Genomic DNA, 16,978 nt, shown 5'->3' with positions numbered 1-16,978 from the left:
CAGGTCGGTCATCATGGGCATATTGAATGTAACCCCAGACTCATTCTCCGACGGAGGCAAATTTGCTTCCCTCGACACGGCCTTGAAGCAAGCAAAAAAACTCGCGGACGAGGGCGCCGATATCATTGATGTCGGAGCAGAATCGACACGCCCCGGCCACACACCGGTCCCCGTAGAAGAAGAGCTTGCGCGCCTTGAACCCATCCTCGGAGAATTGATCAAATCCGTCGAGGTTCCGTTTTCAATCGATACATCCAAAGCGCACGTCGCGCGCCGTGCCGTGGCGCTCGGGGTCAGTGTCGTCAATGACGTATGGGGATTGCAAAAGGACCCGGACATGGCCGCCGCAATTGCCGAGACTGGCGCGGCGGTGGTCGTTATGCATAATCGAGACGCCGTCGATCCGGAGCTCGATATCGTCGCGGACATGCGCCGCTTCTTCGATCGGTCCGTGAATATCGCCGAGAAGGCGGGCATCGCGCGCAACCACCTCATTCTCGATCCTGGTATCGGTTTCGGCAAAAGCCGTTCCCAAAATCTCCAAGCCTTAGCTAATCTTTTCGCACTCAAGGACTATGGCATGCCGATCCTCGTCGGCGTATCGCGAAAATCCCTGGTTCGCGAGCTCGCTTCCGGCCCGATCGATGCCGATCTTATCGGGACCCTCGCGGCCAATCTCACGGCGGCTTTCCATGGCGCATCCATTTTCCGGGTGCATGACGCGGCCGAACATGTTGCCGCTTTCAAGGTTTTCGATGCCATCGCCCGCGCCTGACCACTTAGGCACCGGGCCACTGACCGCGATCGGTCTCGGCCTCGGGAGCAATATCGGCGACAAGGCGGCCAACATCCGGCGGGCGCTGGCTCTTCTGCAAGATCGTGGAATTGTGAGATTGACCGCGGTTTCGTCGATCTACAGGACCCCGCCCTGGGGATTTTTGGACCAGGATTTTTTCGCCAATGCCTGCGCCATCGGAGAAACCTGCCTGCAGCCCCTTGAACTGCTGGCCGCGACCAACGCCGTTGAGATCGAAATGGGCCGGCAGCCGACCGTGCGCTGGGGACCGCGGCTCATCGACATCGACATTCTGTTCCATGGCGAAGCCGCCTTCGAGCACGCGCAATTGAATTTGCCGCACAAGGATTTATTCGAGCGCGCTTTCGTGCTGGTCCCCTTGGCCGAGATCGCGCCGCAATTGCGCCTCTCGGGGCGCTCCATCGCAAAAGAGGCCGCCCGCTTTGCCGGAGAACCGCTCGAAAAATGGTCCGATGTCCGGCCACCCTCCGATCAAGTCTAAGCGACCCGATGGCAGGGCTTTACTGCGACTTGGCGACACCTTCTTCGATGAAATCCAGCATGAACGGATTCAAACCCGGCCAGCGCTTATGCGGCTCGGAGGTTTCGCAATAGGTCACCCGCTTCCCTTCGGCACACCCGGAAAAATCGTGGCATCCATAGGTTAAGCTGTCCAGATGAGCCGGCTTGCAGAAGGCGCAACTGCCCCAATAGGCCGCGGTGCCGCGACCGAAATCCGGAAAACGTCGGTCCTTGTGGTTGTGTACGATCAATATGGAACGGATGGGCGGGCACTTGACTGCATTGAGATCATCAAAGGTGATCCCCGCTGCGCTTGCGACGATGGCGCTTGGAGGGGGACCGCCCGCCGGCGCAAAAGCAGGTATGCCTTCAGCCATCGCGCCGCCGTCGGAATGACCCAGATAGGCAATCGCGTGCGTGTCGACACAGAAGCGCGCCGCGACGGTGGCGGAGACTTTTGCCTGTGAAAAAATCGCGTCGCGCGACAACGGCAAATGATTGCTATAGGACACGATGAACCCGCGCCGTGTCGCCTCGGTTGTCAGACCGTAAAAACGCTCCGATTGGCGGCGGTCCGACCCGGCCGGCGGATAGACCACGAGAAGTGGATAGGCCCGCGTCGGGTCATAATCGCTCGGTGTGCGCACCAGGAGTCTCAGCCCGTCCGAGCTTCGCACACTGTCGTCGCGGTTAGCGTGGCCGGTTCGGCTTCCAGGCTCACAAGCTGCCGGAATTCCCGCGTTGGGACCGGCCGGGGCAGCGTCGGGGCCGGTCGTTGTGAACAACACCGGCAACCCATAGCCCGCAAGAAGGACGATCAAAAACGTCCCTATTTCCCAACCTGAAATGCCCACCCGCATGGGAGCCTCCAAGCGCTCCGGTCAGCGCCGCATCGAGGATATTGCTCGATCGCTTGCCCGGTTGCCCTTGCGCTCCCATGTCAAATCCTTGAACCCCCAACACCTCAATAGCGATAATGATCCGGCTTGAAGGGACCACTCTCCGGCAAGCCAAGATAGGTTGCCTGCGCCGGCGTGAGCTTGGTCAGTTTGACACCGATCTTGTCGAGGTGAAGAGCGGCGACTTTTTCATCGAGATGCTTCGGCAAAGTATAGACTTTGCGATCATAGTGACCCTGCTTGGTCCAAAGCTCGATCTGCGCCAGGGTCTGGTTGGTGAAGGATGCCGACATCACGAAGGACGGATGTCCGGTCGCGTTGCCGAGGTTGACGAGGCGTCCTTCCGACAGAAGAATAATTCTCTTGCCATCGGAGAATTCGATCTCGTCCACTTGCGGCTTCACATTGTGCCATTTGAAATTGCGAAGGCCGGCGACCTGAATCTCGGAATCGAAATGGCCAATATTGCAAACGATCGCACGATCCTTCATCGCCCGCATATGATCGACGGTAATGACGTCGACATTGCCGGTGCAGGTGACGAAAATATCGGCGCGCGGCGCGGCCTCTTCCATCGTCGTGACTTCATAGCCTTCCATGGCCGCCTGCAAGGCGCAAATCGGATCGACTTCGGAAACGAGGACACGGCAGCCGGCATTGCGCAATGAGGCCGCCGATCCCTTCCCGACGTCGCCGAAACCGGCGATCATCGCGACCTTTCCGGCCATCATCACATCGGTTCCGCGGCGAATCCCGTCGACGAGCGATTCGCGGCAGCCATAGAGATTGTCGAATTTCGACTTGGTGACGGAATCATTGACATTGATCGCAGGCCATAGAAGCTTGCCATCGCGCTCCATCAGATAGAGCCTGTGCACGCCGGTGGTCGTCTCTTCGCTCACGCCCTTGATGGCCTGACCGCATTTGCCGTACCAGCCGGGGTTAAAGGCAATCCGCTTCTTGATCGCCGCGAAGAGAACTTCCTCTTCCTCGTTGCCGGCCTTGTCGAGAAAGCCAATATCCCCCGCTTCCGCGCGCATCCCGAGATGAATGAGCATGGTTGCATCGCCGCCATCGTCGAGAATGAGGTTTGGCGTGCCGCCATCGCTCCACTCGAAAATCTTATGCGTGTAGTCCCAATAATCGACGAGACTTTCGCCCTTGATGGCAAACACGGGCGTTCCCGTGGCGGCGATCGCGGCGGCGGCATGATCCTGAGTGGAATAAATATTACAGGAGGCCCAGCGGACGTCGGCGCCCAGCGCCTTCAACGTTTCGATCAGCACGGCGGTCTGGATCGTCATATGGAGCGATCCGGCAATCCGCGCGCCCTTGAGCAGCTGGCCCGGACCATATTCGGCGCGCACGGCCATGAGCCCAGGCATTTCGGTTTCCGCGATCGCGATTTCCTTGCGGCCCCAACCGGCGAGTCCGATGTCGGTTATGGCGTAGTCATGCGACGAATGGGTCATGGGCTGTGGCGCTCCAGATGAAGTTTCCGCGTCTATAGCAGGCTCCCGGCCAGGAGGCAATAAAGATATAAGCAAGTCTTTATGTGGCCAGAGAAGCAGACTAAGCCTTAGGCTTGACCCATTTGAGAATGGGATTTCGGGCCGCCCGGGTCTCATCGAGACGGCGGCGGGGCGCAAAATACGGCGCCCCCAAAAAGCGCTCCTTGTCGCCCTCTCGGGCAGCCAAGGCGAGATCGCGCAGAGTCGCGATGAAAAGATCGAGCGACGCCTTGGATTCCGACTCGGTCGGTTCGATGAGCATGGCGCCATGCGCCACCAGCGGAAAATAGATCGTCATCGGGTGGATACCCTCATCGATCATCGCCTTGCCGAAATCGAGGGTGGTGAGACCGGTCGGCTTCAGCCAGGCCTCATCGAACAAGACTTCATGCATGCAGGGCCTGTCGCCGAACGGCTGCGACATCAGATCCCTCAGGCTCGCGCGGACATAATTTGCATTCAGAACAGCATCCTCGGACGCCTGCCGCAAGCCATCGGCGCCATGCGACAACATGAAGGCGAAGGCCCGCACGAACATGCCCATTTGGCCGTGAAACGCAGCGATCCGGCCAAACGCATCGGGCGCTTCGCCGCGATGCTCGACAAGATGATATCCCCGCTCATCCCGGCGCAGGAATGGGACCGGCGCGTAAGGGGCCAGCAAGGGCGAAAGGACGACGGGGCCGGCGCCCGGACCTCCGCCGCCGTGCGGCGTCGAAAAGGTCTTGTGGAGATTGATGTGCATCGCGTCGACGCCAAGATCGCCTGGTCGCGTCTTGCCCATGATCGCGTTGAAATTGGCTCCATCGCAATAAAAATAGGCGCCGGCCGCATGAACCGCGGCGGCGATTTCGACAACGTCTTTCTCGAACAATCCGCAGGTGTTCGGATTGGTCAGCATAATCGCAGCGACATCCGGCCCGAGGCGGGATTTGACGGCAGCCGGATCGAGGGTGCCGTCGGCCCGAGCCGGAACCGGGCGGACCTCGAATCCCGCACCCGCCGCCGAAGCCGGATTGGTGCCGTGCGCCGATTCCGGTACCAGAACAATCCGGCGGCTGGCGCCCTCGCCTTTTGCCGCAATCGCCGATTTGATCGCCATCATGCCGCAAGCTTCGCCTTGCGCGCCGGCCCGAGGCGACATCGCCACCGCGTCCATCCCGGTCAGGGTCATCAGCCAATGGCCAAGCTCGGCAATGAGCTCAAGCGCCCCTTGAATGCTGGATTGCGGTTGCAGAGGATGAATATCCGCAAAGCCCGGCAGCCGCGCCATCGCCTCATTGAGGCGCGGATTGTGCTTCATGGTGCAAGAGCCGAGCGGATAGATATTAGCGTCGATCGCATAATTCATCCGCGAGAGCCGAACGTAATGGCGGATCGCTTCAGGCTCGCTCAAGCCCGGAAGGCCGGTCTGCTGCCGGCGTTCGTGCGGCCCAAGCCGATGTTTGAACGGCGCGGGTTCGTCGAGATCGACGCCTGTGGTCTCGGGACGGCCGATCTCGAAGATCAGGCCCTCTTCGATTTCAAGGCCGCGATTGCCCGTGAAGGTCCGCGGCTCCGCCGCCGCAATCTCGGCTGCTTGCGTCGCCTGCACCTGCCGCATCAACATGAAAGCGCTCCTTGCAAAGCCTTGGCGAGGGCCTCACGGTCGGCATTCGTATTCATTTCCGTCGAGGCCACGAGAATAAGATCGTCCAATCCGGAGTCCGGCAGAAGCCGCGACAAGGGGACGCCACCGAGCACGCCTTTTTCCGCCATGCGCTCGACCACTTGCGCGGCATCGCCCTTAATCCTGATTGTAAATTCATTGAAAAATGTCTCGTTCAAAACCTCGACGCCCCACAGGGATCCCAGCCGCTCGGCAAGTTCAACCGCGTTGGCATGATTGATCCAGGCAAGCCGGTGCAGACCGGCCTCTCCGAGCAAGGTCAGATGAATCGTGAAAGCGAGACTGGCGAGACCGGAATTGGTGCAGATGTTCGAGGTGGCCTTGTCGCGCCTGATATGTTGTTCGCGGGTGGAAAGAGTCAGCACGAAGCCGCGTCGGCCGGAAGCATCTACGGTCTCGCCGCAAAGGCGGCCCGGCATTTGCCGCAGATATTTGGCTTTCGCCGCGAAAAGCCCGACATAGGGGCCCCCGAAATTGAGGCGATTGCCGATCCCCTGGCCTTCGCCAACGACAATATCGGCGCCCATCGCTCCGGGCGGCTGGATCAGACCCAGTGAGACCACCTCGGTAAAAACCGCGATCAGCAAGGTGCCTTTCGCCTGACAAAAGGCGGCGAGCTCCGAAAGGTCCCGCAGATTGCCGAACACATCCGGGCTTTGTACAACGACGCAGGATAAATCTCCCTCAATGAGCGCACCGAGATTTTCGGCCGCGAAAACATCGGGCGGAAGCGTTACAACCTCGTCGCCGCTCATCTGCGCAAACGTGCGCACGACTTCGGCATATTGCGGATGAAGGCCGCCCGACAGCAGGGCCTTGCGTCGTTTGGTGATGCGATGGGCCATGGCCACGGCTTCAGCCGTGGCGGTCGACCCATCATACATCGAGGCATTGGCAACCTCCATTGCCGTCAAGGCCGCCACCTGCGTCTGGAATTCGAAAATGGCTTGTAATGTCCCTTGCGCGATTTCAGGCTGATAGGGCGTATAGCTTGTCAGAAATTCAGAGCGTTGGATCAGATGATCGACGCTTGCAGGGACATGATGCCTATAGGCCCCTGCCCCGACAAAAAACGGCACCGAACCCGCCGCGACATTTTTTGCCGCAAGCCCGGAGAGCAGCCGTTCGACGTCCATCTCGCTTTTTCGTAAAGGCAAATCGAGGGCTTGCTTCAGACGCTTGTCTTCGGGGATATCAGCAAAAAGCGCGTCGATGTCGCTGACGCCAATGCGCGCAAGCATATCGGAGCGGTCGTTCTCGTTGATCGGAAGGTAGCGCATGCTTAGCCCTATTTTCTCTTCACTTCGCCAACCGGACGCCCCACGTCGCGCGAGCTACGCGAGCGTTTTTACAAAATCCAGATATGCAGTTTCATCCATCAAGCTTTCGAGCTCAGCGGCATCGCTGAGCCTTATTTTGAGAATCCAGCCCCGTCCAAATGGATCTTCATTGACGAGACCTGGCGTTTCTTGAAGCGAGGTATTGACCTCGATCACTTCGCCGGAAACCGGAGCGTTGACCTCGCTCGCGGCTTTAACGCTTTCAACCGTCGCGGCCTCGGCCCCTTTCACCAAAGTCTCGCCGATCGGGGGAAGCTCGATGAAAACAATATCGCCCAGCAAATTCTGCGCATAATCGGTGATTCCGACGACCCCGGCCTCGCCTTCGATGCGCACATACTCATGGTCCGTGGTGTAGCGAATGGTCGACATTAAGATCCCCTGAAGTAACGATGCGGTACAAATGGCATGAGCGTTTGTGTGGCCGAAAGGAGCTTTCCCCGCGCCGTCAAGCGCACTTCCGTTCCGAGCGAGGCATAAGCGGCGTCAACGTAGCCCATCGCGATAGGACGCTCGAGAGTGGGCGCGAACCCTCCCGAGGTCACGCGCCCGATCATTTGACCGCCATCCAACGAGAGAATTTCAGAGCCTTCTCTGGCCGGTGCTTTGCCTTCGAGCATGAGGCCGATACGCTTCCGGCGCGGACCCTCGGCGATCGCGCGCTTGATCGTCTCATAACCAGAAAATCCGCCTTCCTCGCGGCGTCGTTTTGAAATCGACCACAGAAGTCCGGCTTCGACCGGATCGGTAGTTTCATCAATGTCATGACCATAAAGACAGAGACCTGCCTCAAGCCTGAGCGAATCCCTGGCGCCAAGCCCGATAGGGCAAACCTCTGGATCGGCGAGCAGCGCTTTCGCAAAGGCCGTCGCAGCCGACGCGGGGAGGGAAATCTCGAACCCATCCTCGCCGGTATACCCGCAGCGCGAAATTTCGAGGACAATGCCGCCCCACTCGACGCTTTTCGACGACATGAAAGGCATCTTGGCAAGCTCAAGACCCGCCGGGCCCGAAACTTGGCGGCGCAGCACGTCGACAGCCCTCGGGCCTTGCAAAGCGAGGAGCGCCCGGTCGTCGAGAATGGTGAGCCTGCAGCCAGGAAGGCGGGAAGTCAGAAACGCGAAATCGGCGGCTTTGGTCGCGGCGTTGACGACCAGGAAGAAACGCTCGCGATCTTCGCCGTCGGCGAGTCGCGTCACCATCAAATCATCGAGAATATGGCCGTGATCATCCAGCAGCTGGGTGTAACGCATTCGCCCACGTGACAGCGTCGCGATGTCGCCCGGTACAAGCCGCTCCAAAAGCTTCCCGGCGCCAGGACCTTCGAGAATCGCTTGGCCCATATGGGAAACGTCGAACAAACCCGCCCGCGCGCGGGTGAGTAGATGTTCGCTTATGATGCCCGCGGGATATTGCACCGGCATGGCATAGCCCGCGAAGCCAACCATGCGGGCGCCCAGATCCCGATGTAGATCATACAAAGGCGTGCGCGCGAGTTCGCAGGCGACAGCGGGCTGACTATGGGACATGCAAATCCACTCGGCCGGACAAAGCATAAGGCGATTGATGGCGCGAATGCCACCAGGCTATGCCCCCTCTGTCCTGGGACCTGAAAGATTTCCCCCGCTCGCCTAAGAGCGAAGTTAACTCCTTCGGTGGACCTTCCACGCAGGGCGAAAAGTCGCTTTCCAGAGTGTCATCCTCGAGCGGTCCATTTGCCTGAGCGTTTCCGGGGCGGTTGCGCCTTCGGCGCCAGTCCGTTTAAGCGCGAACTGGACTCTTCCGCTGAAGTTTTGATCTGACGTTTAAAACGTAACGCGTCGAGCCCTTTTGTCAATGGCATCGCTTCATCTTTGCACCGCGCCAGCGCTTGAATGCCTCGCTGTCAGGCCATCAAGGTTTAGAGTGTTTGCCGGCCGACTTATCCGCGCTCGCCGCCTCGTCAATTCCGACCTTTATGCTGTAGTCCTCTTCGGCGTGGTCCTGGGTGAACGGCACATGCAACGGTTCGGAGACGATCGTGAAATCGCCATCGGCGGTGGTCATGCCGACGCTGACCGACGCGCGATAAAGCTTGCTCACGAGAGGCTCGTTGCCCTGTTCACGGACAATCGCCATCCGCACGGGCACGGTGTAGGTCCCGGCGGTTCCCGCAGGACCGAGGAGAACCCTTCCGGCAACCCCGATCTTGATCGCGAGTTGATCGCCCTCGAGCGAGCATTCCCGCGCGGCATCGGTCAGCCCGAATTGATATTTCAAGTTCGCGCTGGAAGGCGGCGTTCCAGCATGAACCTGGGACGCGGCGGTTCCCTCCAGAATTATGATTTCCGGACAGAAAATATGCCGAACCTGGGTGCCTTCGGCAGCGGGCGCGTCGTTGTTTTTGAATCCGAGCAGCGCTCCAAGTTTGGAGCCGCTGGCCTCCGGAACGTCGAAGTTTCCAAGATGCCCGCCGCAGCCAGCCAGGCTCACCGCCGCCGACATTACCAAGGCCATCTTTCCAAGGAAACGAATCACAGTTGGCCAATCCATTGATGGCTATCCCCAAACGGTCTCCGCAAGCCACGAAAGCCTAAACTCGCGCCCCCGGCCGCGCCGAAGCATTTGACCAAATCGTGGGTTAAATCATGGCAAACCCTCGAATCCTTCCTTAAATCCGGCCAGGGTCAGCGGGATGCCGATTCCCTCTTCGGGAGTCTGAAAAATGATGAAAGTGGCCTTTTGGCCATTTTTCATTTGTCCGATCAGTTTTTCTTCCATGACCACCTCGGCGACGCAGCCGGTCGGTAGGCAGCGGACAAAACCCGCCCGTCCGACATCGACATCGTCGATTTTCAGCCCCAGTCCCGAGGGGAGCAGCACCCCAAGCGGCGCAATGACGCGCAACAGGCGGCTTTTCCCATCCGCTGTCTTCAGAACGATGACAACAAGATTAATGTTGGGCTTGTCCTCGGCGGCGACGCTTTGCAACAAAGCGCATTGCTCGCGCGCGGCGCCGGGCGGCGTTTCGCACCGCAGCTCCCAGTCGCCATGCTTGGATTTGACCACCCCTTGGCAAGCCGCGCCGAACCCGCTCGCCAAGAGGAATGCTACGCCCAGTGCCAACCCGAAGGGGCGCCGTGCTCTGCTGCCTTGTAATGCTTCGATCGCCCACGCCACGGATGGTTCCCGCCTTTTTTAGCAGTTAAGCCGCTAGCTCTTTGAATCCGTGGAAACTCCCAGCCGCCACCTTCGCGCGCCAAGCGGTGTGCTGGGACCACTAGCAAATCAATGCGGTCTGTCAAGCAAAGGCCCCGCCTCTCCGCGTAAACAGCGCGGACCTTAGGCAAATACTTCATATCGGGCAAAGTCGCCTCTAGGCTTGCATTCGACGCGCTTTTATGCCGCAACGGGGTTGGTTGCGCAGCAATTGGGTTTGTGGTTTTGAACCAGCGGCCCCACCGATCCCAAAAGAGTGGGGATGGATAGGCGCGCCTTCCGTGGCCGCAGCCGGAGAGTTGACTTATGAGATTTGCCGGATTGTCTGCGCGACGCATCGAAGCTCTCGCGATCGGGTCCCTGATTTGGATCTTAGGACTTGCGGTGCTGCCCGGTTTGGCCTGCGCAAATGGTTATCCGGAACCCGGACAGATTGGCTTTCAGGAAGCTGTGACGCCGATTGCGCATGAAATCGATTTCTTCCACAATTGGGTGTTGTTGCCGATCATCGTCAGCATCTGCGTGGTGGTTCTAGGTCTGCTCGCGTATGTAATCGTCAACTTCAACGAAAAAGCCAATCCGACCCCGGCGCGGACAACCCATAATACGACTCTCGAGGTGATCTGGACGGTTGTCCCCGTGATGATCCTCGTTGTGATCGCGATTCCGTCGTTCCGCCTGCTCACGCATCAATTGGTGTTGCCCCCGGCGGATTTGACCCTGAAGGTGACAGGCAAGCAGTGGTATTGGTCTTACGCCTATCCCCAGGATCAGGGCGGCGGCTTTGAATTTGATTCCATGATGATCGCCGACGCGGACTTGAAGCCCGGCGATATTCGCCAGCTTTCTGTCGACAATGAAGCCGTGGTTCCGGTCGGTAAAGTCGTGCATGTCCAGGTGACGGCGGCGGATGTGATTCATTCGCTCACAGTCCCCTCGTTCGGCATTCGAATCGACGCGATCCCCGGCCGCATGAATGAAACCTGGTTCAAGGCCGAGCGCGAAGGCATTTATTATGGGCAATGCTCAAAGATTTGCGGCCAGGGCCATGCCTATATGCCGATTGCTTTCCGCGTCGTCAGCGAGGAAAAATACGCTGAGTGGCTCGCCGAAGCGAAACAGAAATTCGCCTCACGCCCGGCCGATTCCGCCCATTTCGCGGCCAATGAGGCACCTGCCCTTACGCATTGATTCTGCGTTGGGCGGTTGATGAGCTATAGTCGAAAAGCAGAGTTCTAGGAGATGCGCGGTGCCCGTAAAGACAGTGGAACAGCATGAAGAACACGCGGCGCATGCCCATCCGACGGGCTGGCGGCGCTATCTGCTTTCGACCAACCACAAGGATATCGGCACCCTCTATATCGTCTTTGGGCTTGTCGGTGGCATTGTCGGCGGCATCATGTCGATCCTCATGCGGATGGAGCTGCAGGAACCCGGCATCCAAATCTTCAATCATCTCGCCCAGGTGATCAACGGCGCGTCGCCCGATACCGCGATCGATGCCGCGAAAAACCTCTACAACGTCATCATCACGGCGCATGGCCTCATCATGATCTTTTTCATGCTGATGCCCGCGCTCATCGGCGGCTTCGGCAATTGGTTCGTCCCGATTATGATCGGCGCGCCGGACATGGCCTTTCCGCGGTTGAACAATATTTCGTTTTGGCTGCTTCCCGCCTCCTTGACCCTGGCCGTCATCTCGATGTTCGTCGAAGGCGCGCCCGGCATGAAGGGCTTCGGCGGCGGCTGGGTCCTTTATCCGCCCTACTCCTCCAACACCGGCGCGCCCGGCCCGGCGATGGACTTCCTGATCCTATCGATCCATTTGGCCGGCGCTTCCTCGATCCTCGGCGCGATCAATTTCATCACGACGATCTTCAACATGCGCGCGCCGGGAATGACGCTGCATAAAATGCCGCTGTTCGTCTGGTCGATTCTTGTCACCGCATTCCTGCTGGTGCTGACGCTGCCGGTGCTTGCCGGTGCGATCACCATGCTCCTCACCGACCGCAATTTCGGCACGACCTTCTTCGATCCGGCCGGCGGCGGCGACCCGCTGTTGTTCCAGCATTTGTTCTGGTTCTTCGGTCATCCGGAAGTCTACATCCTGATCCTGCCCGCCTTCGGCCTCATCAGCCAAATCATCTCGACCTTTTCGCGCAAGCCGATCTTTGGCTATCTCGGCATGGCTTATGCCATGGTGGCGATCGGAATCGTCGGTTTTGTGGTCTGGGCCCACCACATGTACACGGTCGGCATGTCGCTCGACACGCAGCGCTATTTCGTCTTCGCGACCATGGTGATCGCGGTGCCGACAGGCATCAAGATCTTCTCCTGGATCGCGACCATGTGGGGCGGCTCGATCTCGTTCCGCGCACCGATGATCTGGGCGACCGGTTTTATCTTCGTGTTCACGGTCGGTGGTGTGACCGGTGTCGTCCTGGCCAATGCCGGCGCCGACCGGGCTTTTCACGAGACCTACTACGTCGTGGCGCATTTCCACTATGTGCTGTCGATCGGAGCGGTGTTCGCCGTATTTGCCGGTTTCTATTATTGGTCGCCGAAGATGACCGGCTACATGTACAATGAATCCTTGGCCAAAGTGCATTTCTGGCTGATGTTCGTCGGCGTGAACCTCACCTTTTTCCCGCAGCATTTCCTTGGTCTCGCCGGTATGCCGCGCCGCTATATCGACTATCCCGACGCCTTCACGCTTTGGAACCAGATTTCCTCCTATGGGTCCTATATCTCCGGCATAGGCGTCATTTTGTTCTTCTATGTGATGTACGACGCCTTCGCCAAGAAGCGACTTGCTGGAAACAATCCTTGGGGCCCCGGAGCAACGACGCTCGAATGGACTTTATCCTCGCCGCCACCGTTCCATCAATTTGAAATATTGCCGATCATCAAAGGGTCCGAGCATTGAGACGAAGGTTTTGATGCAGTGACGGGATCCCTCTCTCGAAGCGTATCGCGAGCGCGATCATGAAACGGTCCGAATGAGCTTCATTAGTGAAAGCCACGACGGCATCGTCCCGAGTCCCTCGGTTTCGATTGCCAGTCCTTCCGATTATCTCGCGCTGCTAAAGCCGCGCGTGATGTCGCTGGTGGTTTTCACGGCCTTCACCGGGATCTTGATTGCGCCGTCGCATGTCCATCCAATTCTCGGATTTGCGGCGCTGCTCGCGATCGCAATCGGCGCCGGAGCCTCCGGCGCCCTCAACATGTGGTATGATTCCGATATTGACGCGCTGATGCGGCGGACGTCCCGGCGTCCGATCCCAGCCGGCAGAATGTCCCGTGAGGATGCGCTGGGATTTGGTGCGACGCTGGCGGTTCTGTCGGTTTTCACCCTCGGTGTGGTCGCCAACTGGCTCGCCGCAGCGCTACTTTGCTTCACGATTTTCTTTTATGTCGTCGTTTACACGATGTGGCTGAAGCGCTCGACGCCGCAAAATATCGTCATCGGAGGCGCCGCCGGTGCCCTGCCGCCCATCGTCGGCTATGCGGCGGCCACCGGCCAAATCAGCCTTTCCAGTATCGCGCTTTTTGCCATCATCTTCGTCTGGACCCCGCCCCATTTTTGGGCGCTCGCGCTGGTGAAGTCCGAAGAATATGGCCGGGCCGGCGTGCCCATGCTTCCCAATGTGAAGGGGCCCGACAGCACCCGCCGAGCGATTCTCTTGTACACGCTCGTCCTCGTCCCGCTTGGCCTTACGCCATGGCTCATCGGCTTTGCGTCCTGGGGCTATGGACTCATCGCCGTCATCCTGGGCGCCATTATTTTGGCATTGGCCGCACGGGTCTATTGGTTCCGCAAGGGTCCGAAAGCCAATCGATGCGCGATGCAAATGTTTGGCTTCTCGATCCTCTATCTTTTCCTGCTTTTCGCGGAGATCGCCGGCGAACGGCTCGCCGCCCTCTCGGGCGCGAATTGGCCATGGGTGACGCTATGATGGAAAGCAAATTGCCCGGCATCGTGCTGACTCCGGAACAGCAAAGAGCCCGTCGCCACCGCAATATCGCAATTGGTTTTGCAATCGCGGGCTTTGTTCTTCTGTTCTATATCGTGACGATCGCCAAGCTCGGTCCGGGCGTGCTCAACCGGCCCTTGTAATAGGCCTCGCGACGTGAATCCGAAGCCATGAACCCGTCGCCCGCTCTTTCTTTTCGGCGCAAATATATGATCGCCGCGCTTGCGGGCGGCGTCAGCTTGGCCATGCTCGGCCTTGCTTTTGCGTCTGCCCCGCTCTACCGGCTCTTTTGTGCCGCAACCGGCTATGCGGGCACGACGCAAATTGCCAAAGTCGCGCCAACGACCACGGGGACGAGGGATCTCATCGTCCGCTTTGACGCGAATGTCGCTCCCGGACTGGCTTGGAAGTTTGTGCCGGAAACCCCCGAAATAAAACTGCGCACCGGCGAGACGGCAACCATTTTCTACCGGGTCACCAATATGTCGGGGCGCGATACGGTGGCGCGGGCCATGTACAACGTCAGCCCCGATAGCGCCGGGGCCTATTTCGATAAGATCGCTTGTTTCTGTTTCAACGAACAGCGCCTCGGACCTGGTGAAACTCTGGAGATGCCCGTGGTCTTTTTCCTGGATCCGGCTTTGGAACAGGACGCAACCATGGCGGGCGTCCAATCGATCACGCTGTCCTATACGTTTTTTGCCGCCCCCTCGGCTGACAAAGGCCTGGCGGCAAAGGAGAAGCCTCTCTGAAACGAGACCTTTGGTCGCCTTGACCAAGGGACTCAAACACGGCAAATCCCTTCCGTCAGATTTCGTGGCTGAACCTCAAGCTCGCCTCTGATCTTCGGCGGAATTCTTCAATACTGGCTCGTGAGCCTCGAAGCGGGAGTAAAGTTGATCTGATGTCGGATGCCCACGCGAAACCGAACCATGATTATCACCTCGTTGCTCCGAGCCCTTGGCCTATTATTGGAGCGATCGCTGCCTTCGTGATGGCGCTCGGCGCCATCATGTGGATGAAGCATATCTCCTTCGGCGGCCTCAAGCCCGGCGCCTATATTTTCGGAGCGGGCCTCCTCGGCATCTTCTACGTGATGTTCTCCTGGTGGAGCGATGTCATCGCCGAAGCCGAGCACGGCGGCTTCCACACTCGGGTCGTGCAGATCAGCCACCGCTACGGCATGATTTTGTTCATCGCCTCGGAGGTCATGTTCTTCGTCGCCTGGTTTTGGGCGTTCTTCGACGCAAGCCTGTTTCCCGGCGAGGCGGTCCAATATTCGCGGCTTGAATTTACCGGGGGGACATGGCCGCCCAAGGGAATCGAGGCGCTGGATCCCTGGCATTTTCCGCTCCTCAATACACTTATCCTTCTCACCTCCGGAACAACCGTGACCTGGGCGCATCATGCCCTGCTCCATGGAGACCGTTTTGGGCTGAAGGCTGGCTTGATCCTGACCGTCCTTCTTGGCGCGACCTTTACCGGTGTTCAGGCCTATGAGTATGCGCACGCGCCATTCGCGTTCAAAGGGTCGATCTATGGCGCGACCTTTTTCATGGCGACGGGGTTCCATGGTTTCCACGTCTTGGTCGGAACGATTTTCCTGATCGTTTGCCTGCTGCGCGCTTTTGCGGGACAGTTTACGAAAACCCAGCATTTGGGCTTCGAATTTGCCGCCTGGTACTGGCATTTCGTCGACGTCGTCTGGCTGTTCCTGTTCGCCTGCATTTATGTGTGGGGTTCCTGGGGGGCTGCCATGGAGGGCTGAGCGCCTTCAGCCGAGCGTGAGTGTGAGGGCGGTTGCAAAGCCGCCCTTTTATTTTGCGGGCAAGGGTTGTGGCTTCCATTTGGGAGCAATGCTGTTATGGAACTGGGATGAGCCTGAAAAACGATCATCCGCCCCAATCGGCTTTGATCAGCGGCCTCAGGGGCGTTTGTCCGCGTTGCGGCCAGGGCCAATTGTTCGCTGGTTTCATCACGCTTGCACCACGCTGCGGCACGTGCGGGCTTGACCTTAAATTCGCCGATTCCGGAGATGGTCCGGCGGTCTTCGTCAGTCTCATCGGCGGCTTTATCGTGCTCGGCGCGGCTTTATGGGTAGAACTGCGTTACGAGCCGCCGTTTTGGGTCCACCTTGCGCTTTTTCTTCCTTTGACAGGCATTGTTTGCCTCGGCCTTCTGCGGCCCCTCAAGGGCGTGCTCATCGCTCTGCAATATGCCAACAAGGCAGAACAGGGACGCCCAGAACACTGAGCATGCCCTCGCACCGTAAAAGCCTCATATGGCCTGCTGCCTGGACCTGCCTGGCCTGCGCCATTCTCGTTTGGCTGGGCGTCTGGCAATTGCAACGGCTTGCTTGGAAAGAAAAGATCATCGGCGAAATTGAAACCCGCGCGAAAGCTCCCCCGCAACAACTGCCGCCGCTCGCTGCTTGGCCTGACCTTCGCCCCGACGACTATGCCTACCGCCACGTTGAAGTCGATGGCACTTTTCTGAACGACGATGAAGCCCTTGTCTTCACGCCGAGCAGCGGGCGCACCGCCGGCAGCCAGGATTCCGGCTATCTTGTGCTGACCCCGCTGCGTCTCAAATCGGGCGGCTTCGTCATCGTCAACCGCGGGTTCGTGTCTCTCGACCGCAAAGATCAAAGCAGCCGGACCGCCGGGCTTATTGAGGGCGAAACCCATTTGACCGGACTGATGCGTCCGCCGGAGGCGCGCAATTACTTCACGCCTCCCGACGAGCCCGCCGCGGGACGCTATTTCACCCGCGATCCCAGCTTGATCGCGGCGCATTTCGGCTTGGCCCCCGCCGCGCCTTTCAGCGTCGACGCCGACGATGTTCCCCTCCCGGGCGGCTGGCCGAAAGGCGGGACGACCTTGCTGAATATTCCGAACAATCATTTCTCCTACGCCTTGACCTGGTTTGGCTTGGCCCTGACGCTGCTTGGCGTTTTCGCCGCTTTCGCCTGGCAAAAGCGATGAGATATCGCATATCTTTCACAGGGCGTGGCAAAGTCAGGCCATCCTGTCCTTCATGGTGTATTTTGGGGGCTAGGCCGGTCGCAGG

17 protein-coding genes and 2 riboswitches are annotated in these 16,978 nt (G+C 59.0%); of the genes, 9 read left to right on the top strand and 8 right to left on the bottom strand.

The window, feature by feature from the left end; translation table 11 throughout:
* Positions 1–13: 13 nt before the first annotated feature.
* On the top strand, positions 14–775 hold the full coding sequence (folP, locus tag CU048_00740; GenBank protein ID QBR72546.1) for a dihydropteroate synthase: 762 nt from the start codon (positions 14–16) through the stop codon (positions 773–775).
* Positions 756–1,298 (top strand): 2-amino-4-hydroxy-6-hydroxymethyldihydropteridine diphosphokinase, encoded by a 543-nt coding sequence (gene folK / locus CU048_00735; GenBank protein ID QBR70047.1) that lies wholly within the window; start codon positions 756–758, stop codon positions 1,296–1,298. The genes folP and folK overlap by 20 nt, the downstream gene beginning before the upstream one ends.
* A gap of 19 nt (positions 1,299–1,317) precedes the next feature.
* Here folK and CU048_00730 read toward each other — a convergent pair whose 3' ends face one another.
* From CU048_00730 to CU048_00695, 8 genes are all read right to left on the bottom strand, one after another.
* Positions 1,318–2,178, bottom strand: coding sequence for a poly(3-hydroxybutyrate) depolymerase (locus CU048_00730; protein QBR70046.1), 861 nt, complete (start codon positions 2,176–2,178; stop codon positions 1,318–1,320).
* A gap of 104 nt (positions 2,179–2,282) precedes the next feature.
* Positions 2,283–3,689 carry an adenosylhomocysteinase gene (locus CU048_00725; protein QBR70045.1) on the bottom strand — a complete coding sequence of 469 codons (1,407 nt, stop codon included), beginning with the start codon at positions 3,687–3,689 and terminating at the stop codon, positions 2,283–2,285.
* Positions 3,690–3,789: 100 nt separating this feature from the next.
* Positions 3,790–5,337 (bottom strand): glycine dehydrogenase (aminomethyl-transferring), encoded by a 1,548-nt coding sequence (locus tag CU048_00720; protein ID QBR70044.1) that lies wholly within the window; start codon positions 5,335–5,337, stop codon positions 3,790–3,792.
* A complete protein-coding gene (locus CU048_00715) occupies positions 5,331–6,677 on the bottom strand; it encodes an aminomethyl-transferring glycine dehydrogenase (protein QBR70043.1) in 1,347 nt (448 codons plus the stop codon). The genes CU048_00720 and CU048_00715 overlap by 7 nt, the downstream gene beginning before the upstream one ends.
* Before the next feature lie 54 nt (positions 6,678–6,731).
* The gene (gcvH, locus tag CU048_00710; GenBank protein ID QBR70042.1) at positions 6,732–7,109 is read right to left on the bottom strand and encodes a glycine cleavage system protein H; all 378 of its coding nucleotides are present in this window, start codon (positions 7,107–7,109) and stop codon (positions 6,732–6,734) included.
* Positions 7,109–8,266 carry a glycine cleavage system protein T gene (gcvT, locus tag CU048_00705; GenBank protein QBR70041.1) on the bottom strand — a complete coding sequence of 386 codons (1,158 nt, stop codon included), beginning with the start codon at positions 8,264–8,266 and terminating at the stop codon, positions 7,109–7,111. The genes gcvH and gcvT overlap by 1 nt, the downstream gene beginning before the upstream one ends.
* A gap of 64 nt (positions 8,267–8,330) precedes the next feature.
* A riboswitch (glycine riboswitch) is annotated at positions 8,331–8,433 on the bottom strand.
* A gap of 1 nt (position 8,434) precedes the next feature.
* Positions 8,435–8,532, bottom strand: a riboswitch (glycine riboswitch).
* A gap of 98 nt (positions 8,533–8,630) precedes the next feature.
* Positions 8,631–9,269, bottom strand: a complete 639-nt coding sequence (locus CU048_00700) for a hypothetical protein (GenBank protein QBR70040.1) — start codon at positions 9,267–9,269, stop codon at positions 8,631–8,633.
* A 93-nt stretch (positions 9,270–9,362) separates the two neighbouring features.
* The gene (locus CU048_00695; GenBank protein ID QBR72545.1) at positions 9,363–9,884 is read right to left on the bottom strand and encodes an invasion-associated locus B family protein; all 522 of its coding nucleotides are present in this window, start codon (positions 9,882–9,884) and stop codon (positions 9,363–9,365) included.
* Positions 9,885–10,241: 357 nt separating this feature from the next.
* Here CU048_00695 and coxB point away from each other — a divergent pair, with 357 nt between their 5' ends.
* The 7 genes from coxB (at position 10,242) to CU048_00660 (ending at position 16,893) form a co-directional block, all read left to right on the top strand.
* Positions 10,242–11,126 carry a cytochrome c oxidase subunit II gene (gene coxB / locus CU048_00690; protein QBR70039.1) on the top strand — a complete coding sequence of 295 codons (885 nt, stop codon included), beginning with the start codon at positions 10,242–10,244 and terminating at the stop codon, positions 11,124–11,126.
* A 73-nt stretch (positions 11,127–11,199) separates the two neighbouring features.
* Positions 11,200–12,861 carry a cytochrome c oxidase subunit I gene (gene ctaD / locus CU048_00685; protein QBR70038.1) on the top strand — a complete coding sequence of 554 codons (1,662 nt, stop codon included), beginning with the start codon at positions 11,200–11,202 and terminating at the stop codon, positions 12,859–12,861.
* Between the two features lie 73 nt (positions 12,862–12,934).
* Positions 12,935–13,891, top strand: a complete 957-nt coding sequence (locus tag CU048_00680) for a protoheme IX farnesyltransferase (protein ID QBR70037.1) — start codon at positions 12,935–12,937, stop codon at positions 13,889–13,891.
* Between the two features lie 188 nt (positions 13,892–14,079).
* Positions 14,080–14,661: a cytochrome c oxidase assembly protein gene (locus CU048_00675; protein QBR70036.1), complete on the top strand. Its 582-nt coding sequence runs from the start codon at positions 14,080–14,082 to the stop codon at positions 14,659–14,661.
* Positions 14,662–14,813: 152 nt separating this feature from the next.
* The gene (locus CU048_00670; protein QBR70035.1) at positions 14,814–15,677 is read left to right on the top strand and encodes a cytochrome c oxidase subunit 3; all 864 of its coding nucleotides are present in this window, start codon (positions 14,814–14,816) and stop codon (positions 15,675–15,677) included.
* Between the two features lie 107 nt (positions 15,678–15,784).
* Positions 15,785–16,162 (top strand): hypothetical protein, encoded by a 378-nt coding sequence (locus CU048_00665; protein QBR70034.1) that lies wholly within the window; start codon positions 15,785–15,787, stop codon positions 16,160–16,162.
* A 2-nt stretch (positions 16,163–16,164) separates the two neighbouring features.
* Positions 16,165–16,893: a surfeit 1 gene (locus CU048_00660; protein QBR70033.1), complete on the top strand. Its 729-nt coding sequence runs from the start codon at positions 16,165–16,167 to the stop codon at positions 16,891–16,893.
* Positions 16,894–16,978: the final 85 nt, after the last annotated feature.

It is taken from the genome of Beijerinckiaceae bacterium (assembly GCA_004564215.1).
In the GTDB taxonomy this organism is placed as follows: Bacteria; Pseudomonadota; Alphaproteobacteria; order Rhizobiales; family Beijerinckiaceae; genus Methylocapsa.
The sequence above is the reverse complement of the archived record's forward strand: the minus strand, read 5'-3'. Positions and strand labels throughout refer to the sequence as shown.

Coding starts and splice junctions, on each gene's coding strand:
- folP (QBR72546.1), top strand. CDS start 14: ATGGGCATATTGAATGTAACCCCAGACTCATTCTCCGACGGAGGCAAA.
- folK (QBR70047.1), top strand. CDS start 756: ATGCCATCGCCCGCGCCTGACCACTTAGGCACCGGGCCACTGACCGCG.
- CU048_00730 (QBR70046.1), bottom strand. CDS start 2,178: ATGCGGGTGGGCATTTCAGGTTGGGAAATAGGGACGTTTTTGATCGTC.
- CU048_00725 (QBR70045.1), bottom strand. CDS start 3,689: ATGACCCATTCGTCGCATGACTACGCCATAACCGACATCGGACTCGCC.
- CU048_00720 (QBR70044.1), bottom strand. CDS start 5,337: ATGTTGATGCGGCAGGTGCAGGCGACGCAAGCAGCCGAGATTGCGGCG.
- CU048_00715 (QBR70043.1), bottom strand. CDS start 6,677: ATGCGCTACCTTCCGATCAACGAGAACGACCGCTCCGATATGCTTGCG.
- gcvH (QBR70042.1), bottom strand. CDS start 7,109: ATGTCGACCATTCGCTACACCACGGACCATGAGTATGTGCGCATCGAA.
- gcvT (QBR70041.1), bottom strand. CDS start 8,266: ATGTCCCATAGTCAGCCCGCTGTCGCCTGCGAACTCGCGCGCACGCCT.
- CU048_00700 (QBR70040.1), bottom strand. CDS start 9,269: ATGGATTGGCCAACTGTGATTCGTTTCCTTGGAAAGATGGCCTTGGTA.
- coxB (QBR70039.1), top strand. CDS start 10,242: ATGAGATTTGCCGGATTGTCTGCGCGACGCATCGAAGCTCTCGCGATC.
- CU048_00680 (QBR70037.1), top strand. CDS start 12,935: ATGAGCTTCATTAGTGAAAGCCACGACGGCATCGTCCCGAGTCCCTCG.
- CU048_00675 (QBR70036.1), top strand. CDS start 14,080: ATGAACCCGTCGCCCGCTCTTTCTTTTCGGCGCAAATATATGATCGCC.
- CU048_00670 (QBR70035.1), top strand. CDS start 14,814: ATGTCGGATGCCCACGCGAAACCGAACCATGATTATCACCTCGTTGCT.
- CU048_00665 (QBR70034.1), top strand. CDS start 15,785: ATGAGCCTGAAAAACGATCATCCGCCCCAATCGGCTTTGATCAGCGGC.
- CU048_00660 (QBR70033.1), top strand. CDS start 16,165: ATGCCCTCGCACCGTAAAAGCCTCATATGGCCTGCTGCCTGGACCTGC.